The following is a 24,910-nucleotide window of genomic DNA, read 5'->3' as shown; positions in this document are numbered from 1 at the left end:
CAATTATGACAATAGAAACACTAGATTTCTGGGTAGGAAATTTCAACAGCGAGGAGGATTTTTATGACTTTGTAGAAGAGGATGAAAATTTTTATCTGGAAGAAGAATCAGACGAGAAATACATTTCAAAATTTGCAGAATCCCAGGACACCATCTGGCTTGATCATGATTTTGTAGAATACGGCTTTGATGACAGAAATATCGGACTTTATGAAAAGTTTTCAGACTATTCATTCGCAGAGCAATGGCTTCCTATTTTAATTAACAGAATCAATGCGATGAATCTTGATATGGATATCAATTCGATTATTTTTCTGAATAAGCAAATCCCAAAACCTGTTTCCGTAGAAAATGATTTCTTTTCTCTGGTATACATCGGCGGGATTGAATACAGTGTCTGAAAGTTCAGGATCATCTTTTTATTCCAGTAATTATTCCTTAAATAAAAAACAGAACTTATTTATTCGATGAGCAGATCTTTCAAAATTACCGGGGGAGCCAGAATCGGACGTGCTAACGCCACCTATCCTTTTGCAGATTTATATGTCGATGAAAACATCCTGAAAATCAATGCTTCGCTGATTGGAAATCTTATTTTTCAGCCTCAGGATATTATTACCATTAAGGCATATTCTTCACTTGCATTAGTTGGGCAGGGAATAAAAATCGTTCATAAAGTGGAGAGCTATCATGAAAACATCATTTTCTGGACCATGAAAAATCCGAAGTCTGTCATTAATGAGATTCAAAATACCGGTTTTTAGAAAAAAGAAATTCACCGGAAATAAAAAATGATTCCCGAATTGTCTCCCGGCAAAAACAGGGCGGTTTTCCTCTGAAGCCTTTTTTGCCAATCGTCTTTATTATCATCTGGAATCTTTTATTTCTCTATGATTTCTTACCTCTCTTTCATGAAGGTTCAACATCAAAACCGTTTGGGTTCGGGATTGCAACCGCTCTGGGATTACTCTTTTTCATCGCTCTACTGTCTCTTATTTCCGGAGGCTTCAGGCGATTGATCTTAAAAGACGGGCGGGGCTTAAGTGATATTAAAAAAGCAGCATTATTTATCCTGTTTTTAAGTGCTGTAATGTTCACCGCGTTTTTAATGTTTGCGCTTTCTTAAACAATTTAAAGTAATGAATATTTATTCTGCATTACAGATCGGTGACTATCATGTTAATCATGGTGAAGATGCATAGAATATCATTGTATAAAAAATGCTTCGACAGGCTCAGCATGACATGGCTACAAACTCACTGTTTAAATAATACAGTTAGTATTAAATCTGTCATATTAAGCATGCCGAAGCATCATTCTATTTTTTGAATCTTAATGCGCTTCCAGCCAGTTGTTCCCTACTCCGACTTCCACCAATAGCGGAACCTGCGTTTCGATGGCATTTTCCATTTCCATTTTGATGATATTCTGAGCTACTTCAAGCTCATCAACCGGCGCTTCGAAAATTAATTCATCATGAACCTGCAGCAACATTTTTGTCTTCAGCTTTTCTTTTTCAAGTTCTTTCTGAATTTTAATCATCGCCATTTTTACCACATCAGCAGCGCTTCCCTGAACCGGGGCGTTTACTGCATTCCGTTCGGCATGACCTCTCACCACAAAATTATTGGAATTGATATCTTTTAAATGACGCTTCCTTCCCAGAATAGTCTCCACATACCCTATTTCCCGGGCCTTTCTTACCTGATCCGACATATATTCCTTCAGTTTGGGATAGGTTTCAAAGTAGGCTTCGATCATCTGTTTGGCCTCCGCTCTCGAAAGTCCGGTCTGTTCTGCAAGGGCAAAAGCTCCCTGTCCGTAAATAATTCCGAAATTTACTGTTTTTGCCTGGCTCCTTTGGGTTTTCGACACTTCTTCCAACGGGATTTTAAATAATTTTGCCGCGGTGGAAGCATGAATATCTTCTCCATCCTGGAAAGCCTTAATCATATTATCCTCACCGGAAATTTCAGCAATCAAACGAAGTTCGATCTGTGAATAATCGGCAGAAATAATCTTTTTCCCTTCTCCTGAAACAAAAGCGCCACGGATCTGCTGACCTCTGAGTGTTCTTATCGGGATGTTCTGTAAATTTGGGTTTACACTGGCCAGACGACCTGTTGCCGCCGTAGTCTGTGAAAAATTGGTATGTACCCGGTTATCCGTTTTTTCAATCTGTGAAGGTAATGCATCAACATACGTTGATTTTAGCTTCTGATAGGTTCTGTATTCCAGAATATGCTGAATGATCTCATGTTTTGAGGCTAATTTCTGAAGGACATCTTCAGAAGTGGCATATTGGCCCGTTTTTGTTTTTTTAGCCTTCGGATCCAGCTGCATTTTATCGAACAGAATATCTCCCAGCTGTCTTGGCGAGTTCATGTTGAATTCTTCTCCTGAAATTTCAAATATTTTAGCTTCCAGTTTTCTTAAATCATTATCCAGATCTATACTTTCCTGAGCCAGCCATTTTTCATCAAGAGAGATGCCTTCCAGCTCCATTTTAGCCAGAACTTCCATCAACGGCATTTCTATAGTAAAAAATAAGTCTTCAAGCTTTTCCTTTTTCAGCTGGGGGGCAAACAGCTCATACAGTTGAAAAGTGATGTCTGCATCTTCCGCCGCGTAGTCGGTCTGGGTCCTGAGATCTGCATCTCTGAAAGTACCCTGATTTTTTCCTTTTTTACCAATAATGGTCTCAATAGAAACCGGTTTATAGTTTAAATAAATCTCCGAAAGATAATCCATCCCGTGCCTGCCGTCCGGGTTTAAAAGGTAATGAGCAATCATGGTATCAAACATCGCTCCCTTTACGGTAATATTATATCTCTGAAGAATTTTGTAGTCAAATTTCAGATTGTGAGCTACTTTCAGCAGGTCTTCTTTCTCAAAGAACGGTCTGAAAATCTCCAGGATCTGCAGAACCTCACCCTGATCTTCGGGTAAGGGAACATAGTAAGCCAATCCTTTTTTATAAGAGAAGCTCATGCCGACCAGTTCTGCTTCCAGCTCATTCAGGGAAGTTGTCTCTGTATCGAAGCAGACTACTTTCTGCTTTAACAGGTTATTGACCAGAACTTTCTGCGCTTTCGGATTATCTACGAACTGGTAGAGATGATCGTAGGTATCAATGGTTGACTTGGTTGAGGTAGCCTGATCCAGCTCTTCATAAGTCGCAAAAAGATCCAGTTGACCTACCGCCTGCGCCACTTTTTGCTGAGGCGACGTTTCTGTAACCGTCACTTCTACCTCAGCAACCACCGTTGTTGAAGTTGCAGCCGGAGCAAAGGCACGGTAAAGGTTTTCGTATAATCTTCTGAATTCTATTTCGTCAAAAACCTCTTTTACTTTTTCAAAATCCGGGGTTTCAAGATCGTACTGTTCCTGGTGGAATTCGATGGGAGCGTCGCAAATAATTGTGGCTAATTTTTTAGATAAAATTCCACGTTCTGCCGAGGCTTCCACTTTTTCTTTAAGCTTGCCCTTCAGCTGATCGGTATTGGCCAGAAGATTTTCGATGCTTCCGAATTCTTTCAGGAATTTCATGGCCGTTTTTTCTCCGACCCCTTCCAGTCCGGGGATATTGTCTACGGCATCGCCCATCATGGCCAGATAATCGATCACCTGTTTCGGATCTTCGATTTCATATTTTGCCTTTACCTCTTCTACTCCCAGAATTTCGATGTCTCCACCTTTTAGACCGGGTTTATATATTTTAATTTTATCGGTAACCAATTGGGCAAAATCCTTATCGGGAGTTACCATAAAAGTCGTATAGCCTTCTTTTTCAGCTTTACAGGCAATGGTTCCGATCACATCATCTGCTTCGTAACCTTCCACTCCCAGATGGGGGATGTGCATGGCTTCCAGAATCCTCTGAATATATGGAATCGCTACCTTTATTGCTTCAGGGGTTTCGTTTCTGTTGGCTTTATACTCTGCAAAATCATCGGTTCTTACACTGGCCTGTCCTACATCGAATACAACGGCTAAATGGGTAGGTCTTTCTCGTCGGATCAGTTCGATCAGAGAATTTGTAAAACCAAAAATAGCGGAGGTATCCACTCCTTTGCTGGTAAGTCTCGGATTTCTGATCAGTGCGTAATATCCTCTGAAAATCATCGCATAAGCATCGATGAGAAATAATCTTTTATCTTGAGTCGCGTCCATATTTACAAAGATAAGAAAAAGAGTTCTTTTTTGTGCTGAAAGATAATGAGTCCGGGTGAAAGTCTCGTGAAATAAGTTGTTCTATTTACCGCTTTTTCTATTTAAAATAAAAAGACCTCTTAAAAAATGAGGTCTTTCAATATAGAATGATTTTAATCTAATTCTGCTTTGGAAAACAAATCCTGAATTACCATATCGTCATCACAGGTTTTTTTGAAATCTGAAATGAATTCTTTCAGGCTTTCCGGCTTTTCGGAGTAGGCACAGAACATATCGGCTTCCGGATCGAATTTAATATCATCAGCAAGATGTGGTTTTTTCTCGCTGATAAAAACTTTTGCCAGTGAAGTCCAGTCATAACCATTCCCTTCAAAACCTTCATCTTTTCTCCATTCAAAGATATCCGGTTTTGTACGTTCCCGCATTTAAACAAACTGAAGAAGTTTTTTCGGATGACACCCAGAAAAAGGGTTTAATCGCTGTTTCAAAATTGTAGGCTTCCATACTGTTTTTATTAAAATTAAATTGAATATTAAAGATAATAAATTTCTGTTTTTGGAAAGATCTTTATAACATATATTAACGTTTTAATTCATCATTGGAAAGGTCATTTCTTCCTTATTATTTTATGAGATGATGCTTATATGAGCGTCTTTACCTATGATCATTTCATTGTCCATCCTCAAATATTTACTCGTTATAAAAAGAATTCAAAAAATCTGTAAAAGTTTCCGAAACTAAAATAAATTTTTTGTCAGCTAAGAATTCCGCTTCAATAATGTGTACCTGTCCATTTTCAGATATTACGAAAACATTGCCCCCATTATCATAGGCAAACGGAATCTTTTTTTCGAAAATAATTCCGCTTTTTCTATAATCTGCAATAATTTGTTCAATAGGCAAAGAGCCATACTTCAATGAATTAAAACCATTAATTGTAAAGATATTTCTTACCCCTTTTACATATTCGTAAGGGGGATATCCACCATTATAATTCAGATAATGCTGTATAAAATCCTCAGGAAGATTAATCCCGTTTGTTTTTTCAAATTCTGAAATCTCAAGTTCAGTTAGCTGTTTTTCTGTCTGCTCAAATTCCATAATAATTATATTTACCAAGTTTTAAAAGTATATGAGTTACCAGTAGCTGTTTTATACTGGCTACAACCCCCGACATGCGAAATCCCGTTATGAGCCTGTTGCTTTACCAGCTGCATGGTACCCGTATTGGTTACCGGATCATAATCATCCAGATGATGCCAGACATATCCTTTGGGTGTACTCTTCTGTCCTAAAGCTGCCAAACTTGCAGCTTCAAAATCCATTTTATAATCTCCGGAATATTGTATCGGTATTGTATTTGTCTGCCCTGGTTTTACAGATGGTTTTTTCAGATGGTATTATACAATTACCGAAAGTCTGTCTTAAAACCGGCTACCCCAAATCACTGTACGCAAATTTACCATCTTCACTTAGGATCAAGTGACTGAATATAGTCTTTAAACCTTGGGAATGGTTTTTTATGGTTTGCCAGATTCCAGATCAATTGTCCCGGAGTACCTTAAAGCCTTTATATTATTAAGTTTCTGCTTTTTCAAAATAAACAGATGCTTCACTATATTTTCCCGTTATACTATTCAATTCCCAGATCAAGAAATTTCTGACCGTCCTATTTTAAATAAAATTATCCCTCATTTGCATTTACGGTTATGCTTTCTGCAGTATCTGCAGCAAAGCTTTCTCCGGCAATTCTAATGGCAGCTTCAGCAAAATAATTACTGACGAATGGAGCAATAAGAGTAATAATACCTCCGACAGCCGTTGCAGAAGAAACACGATTTGCTCTCATGTTCTCCATAATTGAAGTATTTCCCCGTTCCGAATGAGAGTTAGCAACATTGTTGATGTTCCGCTCGTTAATCATTCCTCTGAGGTTTCCATTTCTATTTGTTACCATATTCTGAAGCTCCGGGCCGAAATTGCCGTTTCTCATCCTTGTTATCATTTCCCTAAGCTGCGGATTTTCCCTCAGGGAATAAGTGCCTTGTCTTTCCGCTTCGGCCACCCCTGCATCAAATGCCGCTATATCATTTCTTGTAGCATTATTTTGAATCAATCTGTTTCTTATAGCCATCATATCATTTCTTGGAGAAAGCGGATCCCAGCTATCTGTAGGCTGTATGAGACTTGATGATTCAGCTGAATTCCCTTTCACATTCTGATAAGCTCCATCACTTTGTACACTATTCAGCATCTGTCCCGAGGACGAAGCGATGGGGTTAATGATAAAAAAACCTATTGGCAACCATGCCCCGAAAACAGCAGTCTGTGTTAAGATATGCAGACTTTGGGCACCACCCAGAAAGCCTCCAGCCGGCAGAGCAGTCCCTAAACTAAAACCAAACAAAACACCTGCTATTAAACCTGATCCTATATTCACTCCCATCTCCATCCTATTATTAGAAGCTATATTACTTGCAGCTATACTCGCCTGGGTTTCGCTGATGAAAGGCAATAATACTCCGCCCTCCTTGCACGCCAGCATAGATTTTTTAGTCAGGGCCAAGGATAAATCTTCTCTGATGCAATTCTTATCGAAACTGACTTTTTCATGATAAAGCTTCCACATGCTTTCATCATAACCAATCATTTCACTGCAGGTAGGACTTTGCATCATCTGCCAAATCCCGAAACCAATAGCGGCAACTGCTATTATACCTCCAACAATCCATCCTGCTACAGGAACAGTTGCTGCTGTAGCGGCTACAAGTAACATCCCTCCTACGACACCTCCCCCAAAAGCAACTGTTCCGGCTCCAGAGCTCCATCCACTTTTGCAAGTAAAATCATCAGATAATTTTTTATCCAATTTAACCAGAAAAACACGATTCTGTGAGCCAAGCAGGACTGTTTTGCCGGGTCTCTTATCACTGATTTCAAATTGCTTGTATCCAGAGCTCAATTGGCTTGTACATACAGCATAAACTCTTTGTGGTAAATAAACTGCCATTGAGATTTTATTTAATGGTTATCAAAATAATAAAATAAAACTTTCATCAATGTAAACATAATCAGCATCAGGGTTCCTACAATAAGCGTTGCTATCTGCCAAGGTTTTAGCTTATTAATTAAGGTGTAGCGAATTTTCTGCTGTTTTTCAATATATACCCCAAAATTTGGAATAATATTGGGGTTAGCTGCGTTTTTTAAAATCTTTTTATTAAAGTTCTTTTCTATGTAAGGTTTCAGAAACTCTACAAAAGAATCCAATTCATGAATATCTTCTGGTGTAGAAAAAGGAGCAAAACCTGTATTTCCAACCCGGATTTTAATGGTGTCCAGGGTTGTTTTGAGAGTCAGATAACGAATATTGACATTCCCCATATTTTTAATCATCAGGATGTCTTTTAATCCGAAATTATATTCTTTATTTCTGAATTTTATAAATACATTCTGTCCGTTATCAACTTTGATAGTCCATTCTTTGTCATTAATTCTTTTAGTGAGATGTCTTAGCAAAATAATGCTTACTGAAATAGTAAGTATCGCGGCTAAGATTAGCGGTATCAGAAAAAATATTCCGGGAAATATTACGTGTGAAAAATATAAAATTACGATCATAATAATTACTGAAGGGATAATCAGTAATAGTGATATTCTTAATTCAGTTTCCGCGTCCAATCCCTGAAATCTAAACTCTTTTTTCTCCATATATTATGGTGTGAAATTTTCTAATTTTTTAATAATGAAGGTACATTCATTTTCTATGTTATCCGATACTTCTTCTTTTAAGACAACTTTTCCTGTTTTTAAGGTTTTATTGCTGCTATCTATTTCAATGGTAGATCTGAAGATGAGTTTATATGCTGTAAAGTTATATTTAACAACACTTTTGTGAAGTTCATCGTATCTTTTGATTATTTCTTTTTCGAGGTTTTCCGTCAGTTTATATTCAGCCACTTTCCTAACAGTTATGATACCGTCTTTCTCATCTACTTTATCATACCGTATTGACAAAGGTATAATAATGGGCGGTACAATAGTAGATACAAAATCAAACTTCATTTCATCCCAATGATCATTATTGAATAGATATTGATCAAAACAACAGAAATAGAAGAAATTTCTCCAGTATTCTTCTTCATTGTTCGCAGAAAGAGAAAATTGCCTGTCCCCTATATTCTTAAGTTCATGTACGGCAGACGGATTGACCTCCTGAAGCTTCTTAATAAAAGCAAGATTATTAAAAGTATTTTCCTTAAAATCATTCCAGTTCTTATTAATTTCCTCCTTATTGGTAATCTCTTTGATTTTACCTTTAGAATTCAATTTAAAGCTGACATTATTTTTTATCCTTTCGGTAGCCTCAATAAAATCAAAAGTTTCAGCAATCAGGGCAGGAGACATATTTTTTTTGTAATCTTCAAGTTTTACATGCCCTGTTTTTTCCTGGAAATTAATTTTGAGCAGATATTGAAAATTCTGTTCAACATAATGAACCAGATTTCCATTAAATTTTGAAGTGTTGATCTGTTCACATCTGTACCTGGCAGCAAATATATCTTCTTCATTTATATCTTTTTTTTCTTTTTCCAGTAATATGAATGTCAACTGAATTGGAACTTTATCTCCAATAATCATATTCGTTAATCCACAGTTCTCATTATGAAAATTTACAAGTTCCCGTACAGGCAATCCCTGCTGTATAGCTATTGATTCTAATGTATCTCCTTTTTTTATCTCGTATTTAATTATTTCCATTTTTTCTAATTTATATCTACCTGACCACCTTTAATGATTACATTGCTGTTCACCACCATTCCCGGGCTGCCGCCTTTTTTCCCTACATTAGTGGTGGTTACTCCTTCTATGTGTACCGTATCAGATTTTATGGTAATGGAAGTTCCTGTGATCTCAATATAACTTTCACCTACTTTCAAAGTTACTTTCTCTGCTCCGCTCAGGTCTATCACTCCATCTTTTCCCATAGTCAGCACACTCTGCCCTTCTCCTACATCTGTAGTATGCTTACAACCAACACTCGTCGTATTATTATTTTTAACTGTTTTTGTATTGTTGTTTCCGACATTGACGATTTTATCATTGTTGGTATTGGTAGTAGCATTTCCCGCCCCATCGAATTTCATATTAGCTCCTCCCTGATCGGTTAGATAGACGGAACCTTCACCATCATTTAATTCAAGCTTATTCCCGCTACGGCTGCTTAAACTTTTAATATTATTCCCTGTACCGCCGCCAGCGCCGATACTTCCATGAAACATTCCGCCCATCACAAACGGCCGGTCCGGGTGCTGGTGTACAAAATTGGTAATCACCTGGTCGCCTACTTCGGGAACAGACATGAAGCCGCGGTTTTTGTTTACTTTATCACTGCTTCCCGCGTCAGGAGACATCACACGGATAAATTCTGTAGTATCCGCTCCACTCTGCCAGTCAAACTGGACCTGTACACGCCCCTGATTCAGCGGATCTGTATTGGAGACCACTTTTGCAAACTGCGGTTCGGCTTTTGGCTGTTCAAACTCGGGACGCGGAATAAATCCGGTATCTGAAGCGATGGCTTCAAATGTCCCGTCGTAGTATCCTCTTGCATCTACTTCGTGGGTCACTTCAATGATCATTAATTTGGTAAAATAAGAGGTCTCATTGGTCTCTTTTTTACGCATTTCAATATCTGCCACACATCCGGGGTATAAAAATGGAACCGTTGTGGTGGCGGAAGTCAAAAATACATCTGCAGCCTTACTTCCTGCCGTTCCTTTTTGGGAAGCGTCGATATCCATGAATGAAGCAGCCTTAATGGGTGCCACTCTTAAGGATGGGGTCTGAAATGTTTTGTCTGAAATTTCGTATGCTCTTTTTGCGATATCGGAGGTGTGGTTTATTTTTGAATTTCCGGTTGTCAGTTTTTCGTTCTTACTGCTGTTATAGCCATAGAAGGTAGGATTTACATGCTGAGCCTTCATTTTGATCTTTACATCATTCACACTGCTTCCATAGGTAAGGCGGACCGGTTTTTCCTGTGGGGGAAGCTTTCCGAAATGGAGAACTTCACCATCGTAATAAAACTGCTCGCCATAAGCTTCTGCTATTCTTGCCAGATAATTGTAGTGGGTCTCTTCATACTGCGAACTGTAAGAGACATTTCCATGCTGGGCATCTACGCGAAAATCGAATTTATTTTGTCCGAAGGCCTCCTTTATGACCTGATGGGCAATGCTGTTTAAACTTATTTCTTTTGCTCCTCCAAAACTCTGAATATGGGGAGCCGCGTCTAAAAGAACGGTTGGACTGAAACCCGTCAGTAAAATATTCCCTAAACTTCCTTTCTCCTGACTGAAACCTACTTCTGTGATAACGCCGACAAAATTTCTTTCAGGACCGTCTTCAACATCTTTATATTTGAAAACAACGGTAATGCGTTTTCCCAGAAAGTTCTGAGCTTCTTCAAGCTGATGATTTTCGGCATTCCCCAGACTGTCGTATGCCAGCATAAGGCTGAACTCGTGATGTCTTACAGCACTTTGGGTCAGCTTAAAATGTTTGAAATGCTGTATATTTTTTCCTTCAATGACAATGTCAAGCTTTACCACCCGGTTGATCCCCATCACCTGGCTTTCCGGAATGGCCTCTGCGTTATATATTCTGGAGGTCGGCTGTTTAGACCATACTTTATCTTCCACGACGGAGGGGTCATTGTCTCCGGTCAGCTGGTTCATAAACATATGGGGAATATTGCCGGTAACTGCCGGGGAAACCCGCTGTGCTTCAGCTACTTTTTGAGTTGTTTTCCGTATGGACTCGTTCAGCGGTTGCAATTTTTCTTCAGCCACTTTCGCGGCTTCATCTTTAGCCTCATCCTTTATATTCATCGTAGAATGATCTACGGTATCCGGACTCTGTAGTTTTGTTGATTTCTTATCCTGAAACATGGTATCTTGTGTTTTATTTATTTTGATATAACATTCACTATTAAATACTTACAGCATATATCGAACCAAAATATTTTCAATTAATGAGTATCAATTGAAAATTATCTGTCATACAAATGAAATGGAATATCGTTATTGTCAGATGGATATTCATCTGTATTTCATTTGTTCCCACAAAGAAAAAAACAGAATAGTTTCCTCTTTATGAGTTTACTATTCTGTACCAATTTTATTTTACTAAGATGATGATTTTTTAGTTTCTCTGACCACCGTCGCCAGGCCATAATCCTTTGTACTCGGAATCACCATAATTGATCGTTTCAGCGCTTACGATAAAACTGATCAACATGCTGTTTTCGTCTACAGCGTCGAAATCTACTTCGTGCTGGATAACGTACCCGTTCTCCCAGTTTAAAGTAATTAAAGTACCTTCTTCATGAGATTTGTTGAAGGTGATTAAACCTGATGTCGGTTTGTATTTTCCGTTTAATAAGCTTTCAAGAATGTCCGATTTGTCAGTAGCTTCTACTGTAACTTTAACCAATGCATTGGAAGGATCCGAAGCTACTCTGCCTGATACATCTGTAGATCTTGATACACTATAGTTCAGCTTTAACAGTTTCTGATCTTCGCCTCCGTTGAATTTTAAAATTCCTCTCGAATTTGCTGCCATGATTTGTAAATTTTAATCGTTAATATTTTGTGACTTGGTGATTGTGTTTAGCAAATATAGACCACTTTAATTTCAGCTGAAAGTATTTTGACCGCTATTTAAACTTTTGTAGTAATTCTACGACTTCGTGTAGTAATTCTACGATCCAGGGATATATACACTTAAATATTTTATTGAAAAACAGATTATTATAATCCTTCAATACATAAAAATAATATCAGATATTTACACCTGTAAGGGAAATATTAAGATTTGTTAACACCAGTTAACTTAAAGGCCAATCATTCTATGGTACAAAAAATGACAACATCTCTGCTGTCATTTTAAATTATATGAACTTTGAATTTATTTATAAGATTCGTGGAAGTCTCTTTCTGATTTAAAAACTCTTATACTATCTGCAGGTAACAGTTCTCCGTTTAACAGAATCTGAAAACTGCTGTTATCAGACGAAATTTTAAATTCTAAATTCCCTTGATTTTCAGACTTTTTAAATACCTGGTTTACTTTCCCCCAATTAAAATAGGCTCTGCCTATAAATTGCTCATTTGGTCCTGTTTCCCATGTAAAATTCAGTTCCTTAGGAATTGCTCTATCTTTAAGCGGTATATTATCAATCCAGGGACGCAAGATTACTTCTGATTCACCATTGAAGTACATCACATTCATTTCAAATCTTCTTAACTTCTCGTTTTCAGATGAAATTATTGGTTTCCAATTGTATCGGGTCCTGTAATCTTCCCATTCCTTTGAAGAGATATCCAGAAATCTACTTTTCTTCATCTCTTCACGGGTGACAGACAATTTTGAAAAAAATTTCTTTTCCAATTCTTTATCGTCTTTTATGATTTCTGCCTGATATTTCCCTAATTCAATTTGAATGATACCAAAACGCAACCAAACAACGACCATTCCTTTCGGAGCAAAACCAAAAACCAATGTCGAAAAGCTGCTGTAAGGATTTTCTGTACTTCCGAAATGCTCGAATCTGCCAAGATTTTTGTATTCCTCAATTGGTTTTGTATACAAAGACGCTTCACCTTCTGCATAAGCCCGTTTCATATAATCTTTAATCTTATCAAGGGGAAAATCTGTTTTTAAATGATAAAAAGTGTCTTCATATCTTGAAAAATAAATAATATCTGCACCAATTGGAGTTCCGTATTGTTCTGTCCATCCTTTTCCCGACCATCCCCAAGATCCGGACGAACTTCCATAAGGCAGGCTCGCGGACACTCCCTCCAAAGTAATAATTTTATCTTCAACTGGACTGATATCAAGCTTATTCGTGGGGTGGCTGATCTCTACAGTAAATTCAGGAAGTTTTTCCTCCTTATGTTTCTGACAGCTCATATTTTGGGTGACAAGTATAAAAAAGCATACTATTTTTAGTAATTTTTTGTCCATTCTGTGTTTTTTTTCAGTACTGTGCAGCCAGAGTTTATTTTTATCTCAGGCTTTTTCTTATTACAAACTACCGTTTACAGGAAGCTGTTATTTTGTTATTCAATTCGTGCAAATTACGGCATCATATCATGAAATTTAAGTTCAAGCCGTACAAAAACACATGGAATTTAAAATAATCATCTGAAATACATTTGATTATAAAAATAAACCTCATTAAAATAAAATTTATTACTTAAACCCGAAAACAAGGACTTATTAATACAAATGTACTCAAAAAGACAATTTCATTGCACGGTACAAAAAATGACAACATCTCTGCTGTCATTATTATTTTAAGTTAAATCTTTATTGGTAAGAATCTTTAAAGGTGAAATTGCTTTTATAAATCCTGGTACTGTCCACTTTTACAGGATCACCGTTAAGAAGTACCTGACAGGAATTATTATCTGGTGCGATTTTTATCTCCAGTTTGAAATCTTTACCTGCTTTTTTGAACTGATTATCTACTTTTTCCCAGTTAAAAAATGCCCTGCCTTCAAAAGCTTCTCCTTTCCCGGTTTCCCAGAAAAAGGTCATTTCTTTTGGGACAGCCCTTTCTTTTGCAGCTGGATTTTCTACCCACGGACGCAGCATAACCTCACGTTCTCCGTTATAATATTCGGTCTGAATATTAAAAATCTTAAAACCTTTATGATCCGAATGAACGGCCGGAGACCAATTGTAGCGGGTTCTGTATTTCTCCCAGAGCTCCGGAGATGCGTTTTCTATAAACATATCTTTTTTAATACCTTCTCTAGTCTGAGAAATCTTAGAAAAAAGCTGATCTGCGTATTTCTTATCATCTTTTACAACTTCAGCCTGAAATTTTCCTAATTCTTTCTGCACATAACCAAAACGAAGCCAGACTACCACCATTCCTTTCGGTGCAAAGCCAAAAACAAGATCGCCCAATTTTTTATAGGCAGCACAGTAGTTTTCTTTATCGGTATACACAAATTCTTTCAGTACGCCGCACTCATTATCTTCTTCGTCGGCGTAGGCCCTGCGAACCATATCTTTGATATCATGTTCAGGAAAATCGGTCTTCAGATGGTAAAAAGTATCTTCGTATCTTGAAAAATAAACAATATCAACCCCTTTCGGAGTTCCTGTTCTTTCTGTAAAAGTTTTCCCGGAATCTCCCCAGCTTCCTGATGAACTTCCATAAGGCAGACTGGAGTCGTTTCCTTCAAATGTAATAATTTTATCCTCAACAGGAGTTATTAAATAAGAATTGTCCGGATGTGATATTTCTACATTGTAAACGGGTACAGATTCTTTCTTAGACATAGATTCTTTTTTTGTTTGCTGACAACTGATGAGCTGTGATAATCCCAGCAGGCACGTTATTATTTTAGTTTTTAAATTCATATTTTCTATCCGGGAATGATGTATCTTTTCCTTTTATCCGCAGTCGCGACACTGGCAATGTTCGGCCCCATTCCTGTAGAGCCAAGATTAACTGACCAGTGGAAAAAACCGTTCCTTAATTTTTTTAATAATTCTTCATCGATATAAGAAAGGTAAGATTGTTCTTTTACTTCTTTAATATATTGTGAAACCGAAACCTTTTCCCCCCTGTTGCTTTTAGCGACATATCCGTTTCTGATCTGATTACACTGGTTCATATAAGCAACCAACTTATTAAAGGCATTCATAATAATGGGATCGATAATCTCATGATCTTTTACCAAATTATCCACATATTCCACTTCAAATGATTTTGAGTAATGAAACATCTGTTTCAAAGGTATTTTATCATAATGATTAGATAAGAATCTTACGCCTCTCAATTCATACACCGTACTGTAATTGTACCCGAGAAATGTTTTTTCTATTTCATGGATCGTCAGTTCTCCGGTTGTAAACCAACCTTCCTCTTCCAGAATCTTTTTCATCTCTTCACATTCTGATCTGCTTCCTTTAAAAAGGTTTGAATTTTCCTTTTCATTATCCGGATAAGAGCCTCCAATATCAGAGTGTACTCCTGGCAGTGTAAATTCCAGCCCGTTAATGCCCGTACTTCCGATATCAGTAAGGCTGAAATTATCCCTGTATTCATTGTCTGAAGCAATCTGAAGTACAAATCTCGCCTGTCTCACTGCATTTAATCCCAATTCTTCAGAATCATTATCGATAACACTGAACGGACCCACTTTCACTCCTCGGTGGTTCATTCCAAATGATGCCACCGTATCGTAAAGTCCTATAAAATTAAAGAGCACACGTTTAATCTTAATTTTATTTTTCAGAAGACATGCTCCAAAGTACCCGAAAGTCTGCAGATATATATGCTCTTTATCTTCCGCGCTGATTTCGATATTTTGTTCATTATGCGATCCGGCATCCTCTTCCTGTTTCGACTGTTCGAACCAGCGGTGGGCATAGACATAATATTTATTTTTATCTTCATTCCAAACTGCTCTCGACGATGTTGTCGCAACATGTACAAAATGTCTGGCTGCCGCAGCCCCACGACTGAATCCGTAGACATTGATTGTTAAGGTATCAATTTCTTTTCCCTTAAATTTTTTGGCGATGGCTTCGGCACCGGTTTTGCATCCTTTGGTTGCTTTAGCTTCAACACCCCTTTCTCCCTTTCCTAAAGGAGAACCTACATTATTTGGATAGTCATTCATCCATTTCATGGTGTCCCTGCTGCCATCTACCGTACCTATCCCTTCGATATAGACGGTAACCTGTTTTGGAGCACTTGTATTTATAGCATCATATCCTCGTGCCACGTTGCTGAAATCATTTGCATAACTGTCGTTTCCGTTGGAAGTGGGGTTTTTTCCGCCAAGACCTGTATTCGTCTTATTATTTTGTGTTCCGTCAAAGAACAGGTTAAGGTTTACATCAATAGTATTTACCGGTTTATCATTAGGATTTACCTTTTCTGCTTTATTATAGCTTACGCCATTGCTCTTTCCCTTTTGCTCTACCGCTACTCCGCTATTATGGTCAATACCTTCTTTAGCATAGGTTCTGTAATTGCCACCAGTCTGAGTGGTGGTTTTACCTTCTACAAAGTATTCAATGCTCATTTTTAGTGATTTTTAGATTTCTCACCACTGTTATTCTGAACTTCTTTTTCTGCGTGATGTTCAACTTTCCCCTGACTGTTTACCTCAACGCCTTTCAGGCTTGTTAATTTATGTTCTTTTTCACCGTACACTTCCATATCTCCTTTTACGTAGTGACTCATTTTTCCGACCACATTGGTCATAAAATCGGCACCGGTAGTCAGATATTTCATAGATCCTACGCTTTCGGTATGATTCGCAACGATGGTATCGGATTTATTCATTCCCACATTGGTGGTCATATTCATTCCGACATTGATATTCATATTTTTACAGTTCAGCGTCATGGTTTCGGGTGCTGTAATAGTAATGTTGCTGCCTGTGGTATCTAAGTGAATTTCGTTTCCTGATTTATCGGTAATAATAATGCTTTCATCTTCTGTAAAAACTACTCTGTGCCCACTTCTGGTCTGGATTGATTTTACCCTGTTGTTGGCTCCGCCTCCAAGACCTACTCCACCGTGGAACATTCCTCCCATTACAAAAGGTCTGTCGGGATGGCTGTGAACAAAATTCACCATCACCTGATCCCCTACTTCCGGAATGGCGACATATCCTCTGTTCTGGCTGATCTGGTCTGTTCCTCCGGCATCGGGGCTCATCATTCTGATAAAATGGGTGGTGTCACTATTCTGCCAGTCGAACCTCACCTGAACTCTTCCCTGGCCTGCCGGATCTGCATTGGAAATAACCGTAGCGATCTGAGGCTCTGCTTTTGGAATTTTAAACTCAGGTTTCGGTAAAAATCCCGTATCAGAAGCTATCCCTTCAAAACTTCCGGAATAATGACCTATGGTATCTATTTCATGGGTGGATTCCGTGATCATAATTTTAGTGAAATAATCACTTTCATTGGTATCTATTTTTCTCATCTGGATATCGACGATGCATCCCGGATGTAAAAAAGGAACCGTGGTGTTTCCTGATACCGAAAAAACATTCACCGCTTCACTTCCGGACGCACTTTTCTGAGAATATTCAATATCAAGATGGGTTGTTGCTTTAATGGGGGCTACCTGCAAAGCAGGGGTTTTATAGATTTTATCATTAAGGGAATAGGCCGTTTTTGCCAAATCGCTCACATGCTGAACGGGTGTTTCCCCGGAAGTCAGCTTTTCGTTTTTATTGCTGTTATATCCATAGAACTGCGGCTTGGTATGTACAGCCTTTAATTCAACTTTAATATCATTGGCACTGCTTCCGTAAGTAAGGGTAATGGGTTTGTTCTGTGCAGGAAGCTTTCCAAAATGCAGAACTTCACCATCATAATAAAACTGTTCGCCATAGGCTTCAGCCATCCTGGCCAGATAATTATAATGGGTTTCATCGTACTGACTGCTGTAGATGATCTGAGAATAATCATTGGTGTCAATCCGTACATCAAAGCGGCTCTTGTCGATTCCCTGTTTAATTACTTCTTCCGCGATAATTCCCATATTGACAGGTTGTCCGCCTCCAAAACTCTGGATGTGGGGCGCACCGTCCAATAAAATCGTCGGACTGTATCCTGAAAGAACAATATTGCCCAGGCTCATTTTTTCCTGGCTGAAACCCACTCCGGTGATGACCCCTACGAAAGTTCTCTCCGGACTGTCTTCGATGTCTTTATAGGAGATTACTGCTGTCAGGCGTTTTCCGAGAAATTTATTAGCTTCCTCCAGGGTATGGGTCTGGCGGTCACCCAGCGCATCGTGGGCCAGGGTAAGCGTAAATTCGTGATGACGTTTTGCGCTTTGCTTTAGCTTAAAATGTTTGTAATATCTGATCACCTTACCTTCGATGACCACCGATAGCTTGACCAGCCTGTTGATTCCTGCATGATGATTTTCCGATACGCCGTCTGCATTTTGTGATGGACGGAATGACGGGCTTTTTAGTATATTTTGTGATTCTGTTTTCATATTACCTTGTATTTGGAACGGTTAAACATTATCGCTCAGTGTTCATATTATTTGGTGATTATTTTACGCCTTCTTTGATCGACCGGGAAAGAATCTTTGTCTTTCGCAGTAAAAAATCCGGCATTAAATCTGTCGGCAGGTAGAGTGTACCTACTCCTTTATTCTGAAGTTCCTGATCAATCCCGGGATTCCAGGAAAGCAGTTTTTCTTCCTCTACTTTCAGTTCGTCGGCTATTATTTTTAAATTAAAACCTGCATTAATCTCTGTTTGTGACAGGTCACCGTTGTTGATTTTACTCCCGCCATTACCAAAGAAAACAGTATTCATTCTCGATGAATTATAATTGCTTAACACACTCTGTAATTCTCCTGTTGCATAGCAGGCATTGAGGTATTTTTTAACGTGGTTTATGGTTTCAGCAGGAAGGTATTTGTAAAAAATATGATATTGGGAAGATCCTGCTGCCTGCATTGCCTTGGCAACATTTCCTTCTCCGCAGTTGTAGGCGGCAACCACCGTTACCCAGTTATTGTACTTTTTATAAAGACTGGAAAGGGATACGGCTGCTGTTTTGGTACTTTTATACAAATCATTCCGATCTTGCTCTGTAAGGCCATACTGGTTGGCATGGGAAGTCATAAACTGCCATACGCCAACGGCTCCGGCCCCGGAGGTAATGTTTCTGTTGAAATGTGATTCAATTAATGCTAAATTTCTGAGGTGTCTCGGCAGACCTTTTTCAGAAAGCGAATATTCAATAAACTGAACGATTTCCCTGTTAGAACTGATAATGGATTTATATCTTCTCACACTGCTTTCTGAGGTGTCGGATGCAGAAAGAAACTGCCCGCGTACCAGCTGTGAAGTCAGTATGATAAGAATAGGTAAGATATTTCTGAGATTTGGTTTCATTGTTTTATTTTTTGAATAAGGCTAATGCATATATTAGTTTATTCTACTTTCCAGGTTAGTTTTTCTTCCTCCGTATTCCAGTCAACATGAATGGTCTGTCCGGATTTCACTTCTTCCCGTACGATCATTTTTGAAATGGGTCTCGCCAGTTGGGACCTGATAACTCCGGAGATCTGTCGGGCTCCGTATTTACTGCTGAATCCGCCAAGAGCAAGATGTTTCACCGCTTCATCACTTATTCTGAGGCTCATTCCCAGTCGCGTTAATGAAGTGTGCAGTGATTTCAGCTGAATATTAAATATTCTTTCTGCAATAGATTCGGTAATCGGTGCAAAAGGAATAATTTCCGTAATTCTCGCCAGAAATTCCGGCCTGAACCGTCCTGAATTCGACATAATCTGCATTAATGATGAAGATTCCGGTATTTTTCCTTCTTCAAACTGTCTTACAATTTCTTCACTTCCGATATTTGATGTAAATAAGATCAGGGCATTGCTGAAATCCCCTTCCTTTCCAAGCTTATCATGCACCTTTCCTTCGTCCATGATCTGCAGAAACACATCGAAAACAGAATGATGGGCTTTTTCTATCTCATCAAATAATACGACGGTGTAAGGCTGCTGCCTGATTTTATTCACCAGCATTCCTCCTTCCTCATAGCCTACATATCCCGGAGGGGCACCGTAGAGAAGTGCTGCTGAGTGCTCTTCTTTAAATTCTGACATATCAAAACGCACCATGGCTTTTTCATCATTGAAAAGCAATTCTGCCATTGATTTTGCCAGCTCTGTTTTTCCGGTTCCTGTAGGTCCTAAAAGGAAGAATGAACCGATAGGCTGGCCGGGTTTATTCAATCCGCTCCGGTTTTCGACGATGGCATCGGAAAGAATTTTTAAAGCATGATCCTGCCCTACAACCCTGTTCATGAGAAGGCCTTCCATATTCAGTAGCTTTTCTTTTTCCTGCGCCTGAATTTTCCCGATCGGGATATTGGTTTTCGCGGCCATTACTGCTGCCAGTTCCAGACGGTCTACCTTTTCTCTTTTTACCGCTGCATGCTGCAGAAGTTCGGTGTAGGTATCTTCAATAATTTTCTGAATAGCCTCTACCGGCATCGAATTGTCGATTTGTGGCTGCTCACTCAGCGAACCCCACAAAATCGGACTTATTTTATCCCGTAACAGATTATAGGTCCAGATGAGTTCATCTGCTTTATCTTTATCGTCAAAAAATTCTTCCTGCAGAATTTCGTCATATCTTGCTTTCCAGCTTTCAAGCTCTTTTTCAGAAAGCTCATCCAGCATTTTTATTGCGGCCATGGTTCTGTCCAGCAAATCGATGGCAGCATCCGGCAGCTTTTTGCCTTTTGCATATCTTTTTGCCAGACGCACACATTCAGGAAGTGCGGTTTTTTCAACTTCAATGCCATGGTGCTTTTTATAACCTTCCAGTAAAACATCAATCATTTTGACACATGTTTTTTCATCAGGTTCATTTACCGTCAGCACTTCAAACCGGCGGTTAAAAGCCTGTTCCGGCTCTATAATTTTTCTGTACTCCTCCTGGGTCGTCGCACCGATTACCGTAATTTCCCCTCTTGCCAGTTCAGGTTTCAGAAGATTGGCTACGTTTCCGATACTTCCTTTCGGATCTAAAAGAGTGTGAATTTCATCGATAAAAAGGATGGCTTTTTCTATTTTTTTACATTCGTTGATGACTTTCTTGAGACGGTCTTCAATTTCCCCTTTATAAGAAGTTCCGGCCAGCAGAGCTCCGGTATCCAGTTCCAGTAAAGTACCGTTTTTCAGCATTTCAGGAACGTTCCCTTTGATAATTTCTGTGGCAAATCCTTCCACCAAAGCTGTTTTACCCACTCCCGGCTCACCGATGATAATCACATTGGGTTTACTTCTTCTGCAAAGGATTTCAACAAGCATCCTTAATTCTTTATCTCTTCCGATGATATTCTCCAGTTCTCCTTTCCGGGCCTGCGCCGTTCTGTCGATGCAATAGCTTTTAAGGGACGGGAAAGAAGTATCGCTGTAATCTGAGCCATTGGAAAAAATGGATGAGAATTCTCCGCTGTCTGCAGTTTCGTAAGGAGTATCTTTTCTGTATAAATTAAAAATTTCGTGCTCTCTGAGCGGCAATGATTTCAGCTGCTGTAGGGTAAAAGCAACCTGGGGCTTCACAATAGCTGTCAGAATACAGATCGGGGTAATTTCGTCCAGGCCTAATTTCAGACGGATATCATCAGCTTCTTCAACGATATTATCAACAAATTCATCTTCTCCTACTTCGTTGGGAAGATGGGTGGTCTTCGGATAATCCTCTATGCGCACATCGGCCCATTCATAGAAATATCCGGGATCTTTATCGATACTTTTTAAAAATTCGTTTAATCCGATATCTTTATGCATCAGAGCCTGAAGGATGTGCGGACCGCCGTAGGACGCATTATAATTTTCCCTGGCAATGGACTGTGCGATATGAAAGAGTTGTTTTACTGTTTCGTTGGTTACTAGTACTCCCATTTTACAATTTTTCTCAAATTAATATTTATCCGGTGTGATGTGATGTCTTTGATTTGGTTTTCTGTAATGTTCTATAAGGATTAAACCATAATCATTAACAGTTTTAATTCTTTACTAAGATATTAGTTTTTTTTATATTGTAAAAATAGGTCTTGAGAAATAACCTATCCATATTATTCAATGCATAGCAATATAAGACAGATCTGTTCTGTAATGGTAAAAAAGACCGTCTTGAAGGGACAGTCTTTTATTATGAATGTTAGTTAAATGCTGATTATACTCCAGGCCATAACCCTTTATATTCAGAATTACCGTAGCTGATGGTTTCAGCGCTTACGATAAAGCTGATCAACATGCTGTTTTCATCTACTGCATCGAAGTCCACTTCATGCTGGATAACATATCCGTTTTCCCAGCTTAAAGTAATTAATGTACCTTCTTCGTGAGATTTGTTGAATGTGATTTCTCCTGTCGTTGGCTTATATTTTCCGTTCAATAAGCTTTCAAGGATGTCTGATTTTTCAGTAGCCTCTACTGTTACTTTAATAAGTGCGTTGGAAGGGTCTGAAGCTACTCTGCCGGATACATCTGTAGATCTTGATACTCCGTAGTTCAGCTTTAATAGCTTTTGTCCTTCACCTCCGTTGAATTTTAAAATTCCTCTTGAATTTGCTGCCATGATTTGTAAATTTTAATCGTTAATAATGTTGTTACTCAGTGATTGTTAAACAAAGATAAAACCGTTATTGTTTTTTTGAAAGTAATTTTATTTAAATCTTTAATTTTGTCGTAATTCTACGATTTGATGTCGTAATTCTACGACTTTTGAATTAAAGAACACTCTTAGCTTCTTATAACAGAGATTTAAGGTAAATGTTTAATAATTATTTTAGTTTTATTCTGAACATTGTATCGCGAAATAAAATAATCAATTTCCGCTTTACTGATTACAGAATTTTCGGTATACAGGGAATAAGTACCCGAATACATGATATCTTTCTGCAGAGAAATCAGGCTTTGTGAGAGTACAATTTCATCTGAATACTGCTCATCTAAAACTTTTTGCTGAACCTGTATAGGTAGATTTTCTTCTCCGATGGTCTGGTCAAAGTGAGAGGTCCCGTTAATAAATTTATTTCTTATAGCCGCAAAATAGGTTTTAATAAAACTGTCCTCCTTCATTCGCCGGTCAAAAAGTTCTCTATCAAGAACAATAAACTCAAATTCTTCAATATAAATCGCGGCATATTTATCCGGGAAGAGATCGAACAGTTTTTCTTTATTGTGTTTGAAACCCTTGATAATTTCATCCCACAACTCTATTCTCATCACCTCTCCCTGCAGATTTGTATAGATTTTCATCGGATAAATAAAGTTCATACATTCTCTTGCGAGATCCGCCATTTTGCTGCCATCCATATTGAAAAAGTCAGTTTTGGACAGTTCAAACAGATGCTGATTATTTATTTGCCTGATCCACTTTACACGGGCGGCATAGGTAAGAAAATTACGCCCGATATTTTCCCCGTCTCTCTCAGCAGATTCTATAATTTCAACAAAATATTTATCATCAAGGCCCTCAGGGTTAAAGATTAATTCAGGATTCAGCCGGACTGCTTTGAAAGGAGCATCGTTCCTGCTGTTATATTCTATAATCTCTTTAATACCGGGAATCAGCAGCCTTTTGCCCGGAACCAGCCGGTCATGTATATAGTCTACTCTCGCACACCGCTGGTTATGGTATTCTTTGAGGTATTTTGGATTTTCCAGTCGTATTTCTTCAGATATACTTTCCAGTGTTTCCCCGGAAAGAATAAAATGAACCATCATATCATTTCTTTTTTTGGCAGAATACAATTTAATCCAAAATATTTATTTTACAAATATTCTCCTTTACTATTTTTATTAAATCATATATGGTGAGGTCTAAAAGAAAAAGCAACGAAAAATATTCCGTTGCTTTTATCTTTATATCAGAAGTTTACTTTACAAAATTGAGATATTTATCAGCACACTGACCAAAATGATCAAACTGGTTCATTGAATTTCCGTAATTCTGTATGGTGAGCGTATCTCCCTTCAGAATTCCGCCCATCGCTCCGATGGACAGATTAAATTCGTTGCTTTTATCTGTTTTATAAATATTGGCTTTTCCGGATGCAAATACTTTCTTCTTATCAAAAATTTTATAACCAATTCTATTGCCTTTACTTTCAAGCATGATGGAAAATCTTCCGTCTTCGCAGGTTTTAGCCGTAAATTTGCCTTCAATCATAGCCATTTCAGCGGCGGTGAGAGAATCTGCTTTTTTTTCCGCTGGAACTGTTGCTTTCGGAACTGTAGGTTTAATGGCACGTGCCTTTTCAGCCGAAACGGAATCACTATCGGTCCGGTTTACTATTTTTTCAGTCTCTTTGCAGGCAGAGAATGCCAGACAGAACAGGAGACCCAGGCCTATAATTTTTTTTTCAATCATAATTTAACATTTGTTTAACGCTCCTGAAGCAATTGCAGTGCCAAAAATCATATGATCAATATTCTTATTATTTTCATAAAAAACAGGTTATAGAATATTCTACAACCTGACTATGTTTCAGATAAAATTATTTTATGTGCATTTAGATAATGTGACCGGATTTTTTCCTCCGTTTTCCCGGATCATGATAAAATTGTCTTTAAATTCAAATTTCTGAATTCTGTTGTTGTATAAACCAAACCATTCTAGTCTAAGATTATTTTTATCTGAAGATAATTTTCCGATAGGTTTGTCTTTAGAAATTTCCGAATCGTTGACATTCGGTTTGTCTTTATAAAATCTTTTCTGCGAATCGGTGCTTTTAAAGTAAATCAGGAAATCAGGAGTATCCGGTGATTTTTTAACCGTCACATTAATGTAAATGGCATTATCCGAATACAACGTCATAAATCCTTCATTTTTATCAATAGAAAGTTCGGTCAGTCCGTTGTCACAGTTGACGGCCCAGCTGCCTTTTAAATCGGCGACATACGACCCTTCTTTATTATTATCCTTCTTATATTCCGGTACCGGAGCGGTCATTTTCTCACCAACTGATACGCTTGCATTAACCGAAGAAAATTTTGTCTTCCCGGCATCGTTCTTTATTTCAGGGTCTGCGCTTTTTTTACATCCCGACAGCAATAAAAGTGACAGAAGTAGTATATAAAGGCAAAAACTTTTGATATTTTTTATATTGTTCATAGGAATCTGTT

At 38.3% G+C, this 24,910-nt stretch carries 22 protein-coding genes; 3 read left to right on the top strand and 19 right to left on the bottom strand.

Features of this window, described 5'->3' with window-relative positions:
• The first annotated feature begins 5 nt into the window (after nt 1–5).
• The 3 genes from ODZ84_RS19680 (at nt 6) to ODZ84_RS19670 (ending at nt 1,126) form a co-directional block, all read left to right on the top strand.
• Complete coding sequence (locus ODZ84_RS19680; RefSeq protein ID WP_266174106.1) at nt 6–401, top strand: immunity 22 family protein; 396 nt, start codon at nt 6–8, stop codon at nt 399–401.
• A 66-nt stretch (nt 402–467) separates the two neighbouring features.
• Nucleotides 468–764: a hypothetical protein gene (locus ODZ84_RS19675; protein ID WP_266174105.1), complete on the top strand. Its 297-nt coding sequence runs from the start codon at nt 468–470 to the stop codon at nt 762–764.
• An 83-nt stretch (nt 765–847) separates the two neighbouring features.
• Nucleotides 848–1,126 (top strand): hypothetical protein, encoded by a 279-nt coding sequence (locus tag ODZ84_RS19670; protein WP_266174104.1) that lies wholly within the window; start codon nt 848–850, stop codon nt 1,124–1,126.
• 206 nt (nt 1,127–1,332) lie between these two features.
• Here ODZ84_RS19670 and polA read toward each other — a convergent pair whose 3' ends face one another.
• The 19 genes from polA to ODZ84_RS19575 all read right to left on the bottom strand — a co-directional run bounded on the left by polA (nt 1,333) and on the right by ODZ84_RS19575 (nt 24,899).
• Nucleotides 1,333–4,173, bottom strand: coding sequence for a DNA polymerase I (polA, locus tag ODZ84_RS19665; protein ID WP_266174103.1), 2,841 nt, complete (start codon nt 4,171–4,173; stop codon nt 1,333–1,335).
• 152 nt (nt 4,174–4,325) lie between these two features.
• Nucleotides 4,326–4,598, bottom strand: coding sequence for an Imm51 family immunity protein (locus ODZ84_RS19660; RefSeq protein ID WP_266174101.1), 273 nt, complete (start codon nt 4,596–4,598; stop codon nt 4,326–4,328).
• A gap of 265 nt (nt 4,599–4,863) precedes the next feature.
• Nucleotides 4,864–5,274, bottom strand: coding sequence for an SMI1/KNR4 family protein (locus ODZ84_RS19655; RefSeq protein ID WP_266174100.1), 411 nt, complete (start codon nt 5,272–5,274; stop codon nt 4,864–4,866).
• Nucleotides 5,275–5,285: 11 nt separating this feature from the next.
• A complete protein-coding gene (locus ODZ84_RS19650) occupies nt 5,286–5,498 on the bottom strand; it encodes an HNH endonuclease signature motif containing protein (protein WP_266174099.1) in 213 nt (70 codons plus the stop codon).
• Nucleotides 5,499–5,857: 359 nt separating this feature from the next.
• Entirely contained in the window at nt 5,858–7,183 is a 1,326-nt protein-coding gene (locus ODZ84_RS19645) for a hypothetical protein (protein ID WP_266174098.1), read from the bottom strand.
• An 11-nt stretch (nt 7,184–7,194) separates the two neighbouring features.
• Complete coding sequence (locus ODZ84_RS19640) at nt 7,195–7,692, bottom strand: hypothetical protein (RefSeq protein ID WP_266174096.1); 498 nt, start codon at nt 7,690–7,692, stop codon at nt 7,195–7,197.
• A gap of 195 nt (nt 7,693–7,887) precedes the next feature.
• On the bottom strand, nt 7,888–8,934 hold the full coding sequence (locus ODZ84_RS19635) for a LysM peptidoglycan-binding domain-containing protein (RefSeq protein WP_266174095.1): 1,047 nt from the start codon (nt 8,932–8,934) through the stop codon (nt 7,888–7,890).
• 5 nt (nt 8,935–8,939) lie between these two features.
• Entirely contained in the window at nt 8,940–11,126 is a 2,187-nt protein-coding gene (locus ODZ84_RS19630; RefSeq protein ID WP_266174094.1) for a type VI secretion system Vgr family protein, read from the bottom strand.
• Between the two features lie 253 nt (nt 11,127–11,379).
• A complete protein-coding gene (gene tssD, locus ODZ84_RS19625) occupies nt 11,380–11,799 on the bottom strand; it encodes a type VI secretion system tube protein TssD (protein ID WP_266174093.1) in 420 nt (139 codons plus the stop codon).
• Between the two features lie 345 nt (nt 11,800–12,144).
• Nucleotides 12,145–13,206 carry a DUF2931 family protein gene (locus ODZ84_RS19620; RefSeq protein WP_266174092.1) on the bottom strand — a complete coding sequence of 354 codons (1,062 nt, stop codon included), beginning with the start codon at nt 13,204–13,206 and terminating at the stop codon, nt 12,145–12,147.
• 345 nt (nt 13,207–13,551) lie between these two features.
• Nucleotides 13,552–14,535: a DUF2931 family protein gene (locus tag ODZ84_RS19615; protein ID WP_266174091.1), complete on the bottom strand. Its 984-nt coding sequence runs from the start codon at nt 14,533–14,535 to the stop codon at nt 13,552–13,554.
• Between the two features lie 86 nt (nt 14,536–14,621).
• Nucleotides 14,622–16,292 (bottom strand): T6SS phospholipase effector Tle1-like catalytic domain-containing protein, encoded by a 1,671-nt coding sequence (locus ODZ84_RS19610; RefSeq protein ID WP_266174090.1) that lies wholly within the window; start codon nt 16,290–16,292, stop codon nt 14,622–14,624.
• 2 nt (nt 16,293–16,294) lie between these two features.
• Nucleotides 16,295–18,232 (bottom strand): type VI secretion system Vgr family protein, encoded by a 1,938-nt coding sequence (locus ODZ84_RS19605; RefSeq protein ID WP_266174089.1) that lies wholly within the window; start codon nt 18,230–18,232, stop codon nt 16,295–16,297.
• 58 nt (nt 18,233–18,290) lie between these two features.
• Entirely contained in the window at nt 18,291–19,145 is an 855-nt protein-coding gene (locus ODZ84_RS19600; protein WP_266174088.1) for a lytic transglycosylase domain-containing protein, read from the bottom strand.
• A 38-nt stretch (nt 19,146–19,183) separates the two neighbouring features.
• Nucleotides 19,184–21,679 (bottom strand): ATP-dependent Clp protease ATP-binding subunit, encoded by a 2,496-nt coding sequence (locus ODZ84_RS19595; protein ID WP_266174087.1) that lies wholly within the window; start codon nt 21,677–21,679, stop codon nt 19,184–19,186.
• Nucleotides 21,680–21,953: 274 nt separating this feature from the next.
• Nucleotides 21,954–22,358, bottom strand: coding sequence for a type VI secretion system tube protein TssD (tssD, locus tag ODZ84_RS19590; protein ID WP_266174086.1), 405 nt, complete (start codon nt 22,356–22,358; stop codon nt 21,954–21,956).
• Nucleotides 22,359–22,543: 185 nt separating this feature from the next.
• Nucleotides 22,544–23,509: a hypothetical protein gene (locus tag ODZ84_RS19585; protein WP_266174085.1), complete on the bottom strand. Its 966-nt coding sequence runs from the start codon at nt 23,507–23,509 to the stop codon at nt 22,544–22,546.
• A 151-nt stretch (nt 23,510–23,660) separates the two neighbouring features.
• Nucleotides 23,661–24,155 (bottom strand): hypothetical protein, encoded by a 495-nt coding sequence (locus tag ODZ84_RS19580; protein WP_266174083.1) that lies wholly within the window; start codon nt 24,153–24,155, stop codon nt 23,661–23,663.
• 132 nt (nt 24,156–24,287) lie between these two features.
• Nucleotides 24,288–24,899 carry a hypothetical protein gene (locus ODZ84_RS19575; RefSeq protein WP_266174082.1) on the bottom strand — a complete coding sequence of 204 codons (612 nt, stop codon included), beginning with the start codon at nt 24,897–24,899 and terminating at the stop codon, nt 24,288–24,290.
• Between the last annotated feature and the right edge of the window lie 11 nt (nt 24,900–24,910).

Source organism: Chryseobacterium fluminis (genome assembly GCF_026314945.1).
In the GTDB taxonomy this organism is placed as follows: Bacteria; Bacteroidota; Bacteroidia; order Flavobacteriales; family Weeksellaceae; genus Chryseobacterium; species Chryseobacterium fluminis.
The sequence above is the reverse complement of the archived record's forward strand: the minus strand, read 5'-3'. Positions and strand labels throughout refer to the sequence as shown.

Coding starts and splice junctions, on each gene's coding strand:
- ODZ84_RS19680 (WP_266174106.1), top strand. CDS start 6: ATGACAATAGAAACACTAGATTTCTGGGTAGGAAATTTCAACAGCGAG.
- ODZ84_RS19675 (WP_266174105.1), top strand. CDS start 468: ATGAGCAGATCTTTCAAAATTACCGGGGGAGCCAGAATCGGACGTGCT.
- polA (WP_266174103.1), bottom strand. CDS start 4,173: ATGGACGCGACTCAAGATAAAAGATTATTTCTCATCGATGCTTATGCG.
- ODZ84_RS19660 (WP_266174101.1), bottom strand. CDS start 4,598: ATGCGGGAACGTACAAAACCGGATATCTTTGAATGGAGAAAAGATGAA.
- ODZ84_RS19655 (WP_266174100.1), bottom strand. CDS start 5,274: ATGGAATTTGAGCAGACAGAAAAACAGCTAACTGAACTTGAGATTTCA.
- ODZ84_RS19650 (WP_266174099.1), bottom strand. CDS start 5,498: ATGGATTTTGAAGCTGCAAGTTTGGCAGCTTTAGGACAGAAGAGTACA.
- ODZ84_RS19645 (WP_266174098.1), bottom strand. CDS start 7,183: ATGGCAGTTTATTTACCACAAAGAGTTTATGCTGTATGTACAAGCCAA.
- ODZ84_RS19635 (WP_266174095.1), bottom strand. CDS start 8,934: ATGGAAATAATTAAATACGAGATAAAAAAAGGAGATACATTAGAATCA.
- ODZ84_RS19630 (WP_266174094.1), bottom strand. CDS start 11,126: ATGTTTCAGGATAAGAAATCAACAAAACTACAGAGTCCGGATACCGTA.
- tssD (WP_266174093.1), bottom strand. CDS start 11,799: ATGGCAGCAAATTCGAGAGGAATTTTAAAATTCAACGGAGGCGAAGAT.
- ODZ84_RS19620 (WP_266174092.1), bottom strand. CDS start 13,206: ATGGACAAAAAATTACTAAAAATAGTATGCTTTTTTATACTTGTCACC.
- ODZ84_RS19615 (WP_266174091.1), bottom strand. CDS start 14,535: ATGTCTAAGAAAGAATCTGTACCCGTTTACAATGTAGAAATATCACAT.
- ODZ84_RS19610 (WP_266174090.1), bottom strand. CDS start 16,292: ATGAGCATTGAATACTTTGTAGAAGGTAAAACCACCACTCAGACTGGT.
- ODZ84_RS19605 (WP_266174089.1), bottom strand. CDS start 18,232: ATGAAAACAGAATCACAAAATATACTAAAAAGCCCGTCATTCCGTCCA.
- ODZ84_RS19600 (WP_266174088.1), bottom strand. CDS start 19,145: ATGAAACCAAATCTCAGAAATATCTTACCTATTCTTATCATACTGACT.
- ODZ84_RS19595 (WP_266174087.1), bottom strand. CDS start 21,679: ATGGGAGTACTAGTAACCAACGAAACAGTAAAACAACTCTTTCATATC.
- tssD (WP_266174086.1), bottom strand. CDS start 22,358: ATGGCAGCAAATTCAAGAGGAATTTTAAAATTCAACGGAGGTGAAGGA.
- ODZ84_RS19585 (WP_266174085.1), bottom strand. CDS start 23,509: ATGATGGTTCATTTTATTCTTTCCGGGGAAACACTGGAAAGTATATCT.
- ODZ84_RS19580 (WP_266174083.1), bottom strand. CDS start 24,155: ATGATTGAAAAAAAAATTATAGGCCTGGGTCTCCTGTTCTGTCTGGCA.
- ODZ84_RS19575 (WP_266174082.1), bottom strand. CDS start 24,899: ATGAACAATATAAAAAATATCAAAAGTTTTTGCCTTTATATACTACTT.